This is a genomic window from uncultured Microbacterium sp. (genome assembly GCF_963521695.1).
Taxonomy (GTDB): Bacteria; Actinomycetota; Actinomycetes; order Actinomycetales; family Microbacteriaceae; genus Microbacterium.
Genome location: NZ_CAUQWC010000249.1, coordinates 1 through 4,576, shown reverse-complemented (window position 1 = coordinate 4,576; position 4,576 = coordinate 1). Strand labels below are relative to the sequence as shown.

At 71.1% G+C, this 4,576-nt stretch carries 4 protein-coding genes; 2 read left to right on the top strand and 2 right to left on the bottom strand.

Translation table 11 applies throughout. The annotated features are described in order from the left end of the window. The coding region (locus RWP81_RS14505; protein ID WP_314457260.1) for an EI24 domain-containing protein at positions 1–533 on the bottom strand (533 nt) is incomplete at its 3' end. 53 nt (positions 534–586) lie between these two features. After that, positions 587–955: a VOC family protein gene (locus RWP81_RS14500; protein WP_314457258.1), complete on the bottom strand. Its 369-nt coding sequence runs from the start codon at positions 953–955 to the stop codon at positions 587–589. Positions 956–1,057: 102 nt separating this feature from the next. Here RWP81_RS14500 and RWP81_RS14495 point away from each other — a divergent pair, with 102 nt between their 5' ends. Both RWP81_RS14495 and RWP81_RS14490 read left to right on the top strand, forming a co-directional pair. Next, positions 1,058–1,888, top strand: a complete 831-nt coding sequence (locus RWP81_RS14495; protein WP_314457256.1) for a hypothetical protein — start codon at positions 1,058–1,060, stop codon at positions 1,886–1,888. A gap of 74 nt (positions 1,889–1,962) precedes the next feature. Continuing rightward, complete coding sequence (locus tag RWP81_RS14490) at positions 1,963–4,485, top strand: ATP-dependent Clp protease ATP-binding subunit (protein WP_314457254.1); 2,523 nt, start codon at positions 1,963–1,965, stop codon at positions 4,483–4,485. Positions 4,486–4,576 lie beyond the last annotated feature (91 nt).

Here is a 4,576-nt window from a genome sequence, read left to right as displayed (position 1 = left end):
GTCAGCTCGTCGGCGAGCAGCCAGCCGGTCAGCGCGACACCGGTGGCGAAACCCAGCACGCCGCCGACGAACGGGATGAGTCCGATGACCCAGGCCAGCGCGGCAGCCAGGATGCCGCGGAGGATGAGGCGCACGCTGTCGGCGACCGCTCGCCAGAAGCCGTAATCGACGTCGGGCACCGTACCGGTGGCGCTGCGCTCGGTCGCTCGCCAGATGCGGTCGTAGAACGGCTCGCCGACCGCGAGGGTCACCGCCGTGAACGACACCACCACCACGAGAAGGGCGGCACCGAACGATGCGACGCCGATCGCCGTGCGCACGGCATCGGCCCAGAACGAGGGCCATGTGTCGGCGAAGGGGGTCCAGTCGTCGACCAGGCCGGGCAGCACCAGGCCCCACGCCACCAGTGCGGCGGCGAAGACGAGCCCGACCACGGTTCCCGGGATCAGGCCGAGGGCCATCGCCCTCGGGGTGCGACGCCACTGGCCGAGACCACGCAGCAGAAGCCCCGCACCGGTGAGGAATTCGCGCATGGGGAAAGTCTTCCAGACCCTCTGTCGCAGAGGTGGCCGCGTCGCGCCGCGCGTCAGTACGTCGGAAGCTGCTGCAGCGTCCACCGGTTGCCGTCGGGATCGGCGAACGTGACGAAGCGCCCCCACTGCTGTTCATCGACGCCGTCGGCCTCGACCCCCGCCTCCCGCAGGTGCGCGAGTGCGCCGTCGGCATCGGGCACGACCACCTGGATCGTGTCTTGCCGTCCGGGTTCGAGCGTCAGCTCGAGACCCGTGCCGAAGGCGATCGAGCACGCCGACCCCGGTGGGGTCATCTGCACGAAGCGCAGCTCGTCGCTCACCTGGTGGTCGTGGTCGGGATGGAATCCGATGCGTTCGTAGAACTCCTTCGCCCGGTCGACGTCTGTCACCGGCACGAAGATGAGCTCGATCCTCCACTCCATGAGCGGCTCCTCTCGATGTGCGGCCAGTATGGACCCGACCTCCGACATCGCGCGAGGGGATCGCCCGCACGTCGTGTCGGAGGGCACTGGAAGGATGCCGGTATGCGCATCCGCACGACCTCGACCCAGCGCACGTACCGGTACGTGCGCCTGGCGATCATCGGTGCCACCGTCTTCCTCGCAGTCGGCGTCGCGCTTGAGGTCGCGAGCGGTGCAGCGCTCCCATCCGTCAGCGCCGCCTTTTACGGCCCGGCGGGGCCGGTGTTCGTCGGCGCGCTCAGCGCGATCGCCCTGGCGCTGCTTGCCCTGTCGGGGAGGAGCCTCGAGCAGGGTCTGCTCGACATCGCCGCGGTCCTCGCGCTCGCCGTCGCCTATGTTCCGACCACCATCGCGGCGGGTGTCTGCGAGCCGGTGCTGCGGTGCGTGCCACCCGATGTGCGAGCGAGCGTGGTGAACAACGGCGTGGCCGTGGCATCCGTGGTCCTTCTCGGGGCGGTCGTCGGCGGGATCCTCGCGCGGGTCCAGGGCACGGCGAGCCGCGGGGTGGCGGCGACCATCGGGGTGACCGTGTCGCTCACGGTCGCGGCCGTGGCGTGGGCGGCGATCGCGCCGGAGGGCTTCTTCTCGACGGCGCACGAGGTCGCGGCTGTGGCGTTCTTCGTCCTGATCGCAGCGGTCGCAGCCCTCGCCGCGTGGAGGCCGCAGTCGGTCGGCCGTCGCCGTGCGGGACTGCGTCGTGCGTATGGCGCCGTCGCGGTGGGGATCCTCGTCACGCTGATCCTGCTCGTGGTCGGCGTCGTGACGGGCGTCGAGCGGACGGGGTTTCCCGTCGTGTTCGTGGGGGAGTCGATCGCGCTCGCGCTGTTCGGGGTCTTCTGGGTGGTGCAGACCGTCGAGCTGTGGAACGACGTCGATCCCGGCCTGCGGGAATAGCCGCGACGACCTCACGTTGAAGTTGATACGGCGGCGCTCAAGTTGCCAGCCCTCACGTATCACAGGAGACGGAATTGCCCGAAGATGTCACCCCCGGCGCCGGCGACGGCGCGCAGTCGTTCGACGAATTCCTCGCTCGCTACCTGGCGGGCGAGCAGGCCCGCGCCGAGCGCTCCATCGACCTCAGCCGGTTCCTGAGCGCTCGTACCCAGGACGCCCTGCAAGAAGCCGGTCGCTTCGCCCTCAGCCGCGGTCAGCGCGAGCTCGACGCGCTGCACGTGCTTCACGTGCTCGTCGGCCGCTCGCCCGCGAGGGAGGCCGTGAGCCGCCTCGGTGCCGACCCCGTCGCCATCGCCCGGGCCGCCGAGAGCAGGCTCCCCGCCGCCTCCCCCGCCGCCGAGGTCGACGGGGCCGTCGTGGCGGGCTCCGTGCAGCGGGCCCTGTTCCACGCGTTCCAGGTGGCACGCGCGGCGGGATCGACGTACGTCGACCCCGACCACCTCTTCTTCGCCCTCGTGCTCGCGCAGGACGCCCCAGCGGGTCAGATCCTCGCGCAGGCCGGCGTCACCGCCGAAGCCCTGACCGAGGGCGTGCGCGAGACCGTTCTGGGCGGCGGACAGGGCGAGGCGTCGGCGGAGACGGCATCCGTCACCCCGAACCTCGACCGGTTCGGCACCGACCTCACCGCGCGCGCCGCGGCAGGCGACCTCGACCCCGTGATCGGCCGCACCGACGAGATCGAGCAGACGATCGAGATCCTCAGTCGTCGCACGAAGAACAACCCCGTGCTCATCGGCGAGGCCGGTGTCGGCAAGACCGCCGTCGTCGAGGGACTCGCGCGTGCCATCGTCGCGGGAGAGGTGCCCGAGCAGCTGCGCGAGACCCGCGTGGTGTCGCTCGACCTCGCCGCCATGCTCGCCGGCGCCCGCTACCGCGGCGACTTCGAGGAGCGGCTCACCCAGACGATGGACGAGGTCTCGGCATCCGAGAAGCTCGTCGTCTTCATCGACGAGGTGCACACGCTCGTGGGGGCCGGCGGCAGCGGAGACGGATCGATGGATGCCGGGAACATCCTCAAGCCCCGCCTCGCGCGCGGCGACGTGCACCTGATCGGCGCGACCACCCTGCGCGAGTACCGCACGATCGAGAAGGACCCCGCGCTCGAGCGGCGCCTGCAGCCCGTGCGCGTGGGGGAGCCGTCGATCCCGGATGCCGTGGAGATCCTGCGGGGGCTCCGTCCGGCCTACGAGGAGCACCACGCCGTCACCTACACCGACGATGCCCTGCGCGCCGCGGTGGAGCTCAGCGACCGGTACCTCAGCGACCGGGTGCTGCCCGACAAGGCCATCGACCTGATCGACCAGGCGGGAGCGCGCCTGCGCCTGCGCCTCGGGGTGAGCGTCGACACCTCCTCCCTGCTCGAGCGTTTGGCGACCCTGGAGGCCGACAAGAACGCCGCGGTCTCGGCCGAGCACTACGAGGAGGCCTCGCGCCTGCGCGACGAGATCGCGGCGGTGCAGACGCGCCTCGATGACGTTTCCGGTGGCCCCCGCCTCTCGGCCGTCGTGGACGAGCCCGAGATCGCCGCGGTGATCAGCCGCGCCACCGGAATCCCGGTCGCGCGCCTCACGGCCACCGAGCGTGGGCGTCTCGCGGATCTCGAGACCGAGTTGCACGCCCGGGTCGTCGGGCAGGACGACGCCGTCGCGGCCGTCGCCAAGGCCGTGCGCCGCAATCGCACGGGCATGGGCGACGAGAACCGTCCGGTCGGATCGTTCCTCTTCCTCGGACCCACCGGCGTCGGCAAGACCGAGCTGGCGAAGGCGCTCGCCGGGTCGCTCTTCGACGACGACGGCGCGGTGATCCGCTTCGACATGAGCGAGTTCGGCGAGCGCCACACGGTCTCGCGCCTGATCGGTGCCCCTCCGGGATACGTCGGCTACGACGAGGCCGGTCAGCTCACCGAGCGCGTGCGCCGCAACCCGTACGCCGTCCTGTTGTTCGACGAGATCGAGAAGGCACACCCCGACGTGTTCACCCTGCTGCTGCAGGTGCTCGACGACGGACGCCTCACCGACGGCCAGGGGCGCACGGTCGACTTCCGCAACACGGTCATCGTGATGACCTCGAACCTGGGCGCGGAGTTCTTGGCATCCCGATCCGGCGCGATCGGCTTCACCACCACGGGCCGCGAATTCGCCGACGACGACCTGCGCGACCGGGTGATGGGCAAGCTCCGCGAGGCGATGCGGCCGGAGTTCCTCAACCGCATCGACGACATCGTGCTGTTCCGCAAGCTCGAGAGGGCGCAGCTTCGCGAGATCGTGGGGCTGCTTCTCGGAGCCACGTCTCGACGGCTCGCCTCCCGCGAGGTGACCTTCGAGGCGACGGATGCCGCGATCGATCGCCTGGCCGAGGTCGGCTATGAACCCGAGTACGGCGCGCGGCCGCTGCGTCGCGTCATCCAGCGGGAGGTCGACGACCGCATCGCCGACCTGTTCGTGTCGGGAGAGCTGGCAGACGGGGGAGCGGTGACGGTGGATGCCACCGACGCGGGCTTCGTCGTGCGGGCTGTGGTCACGGCGCTCGCGGCCTGAGCGCGCCCTCTTCGGCCTGACGCCCCCGGTGCCTCGGTGCCGGGGGCGTCGTGCGTGCGCCCGGGCGCGCACGTGCAGGTGCTTCCAGGCG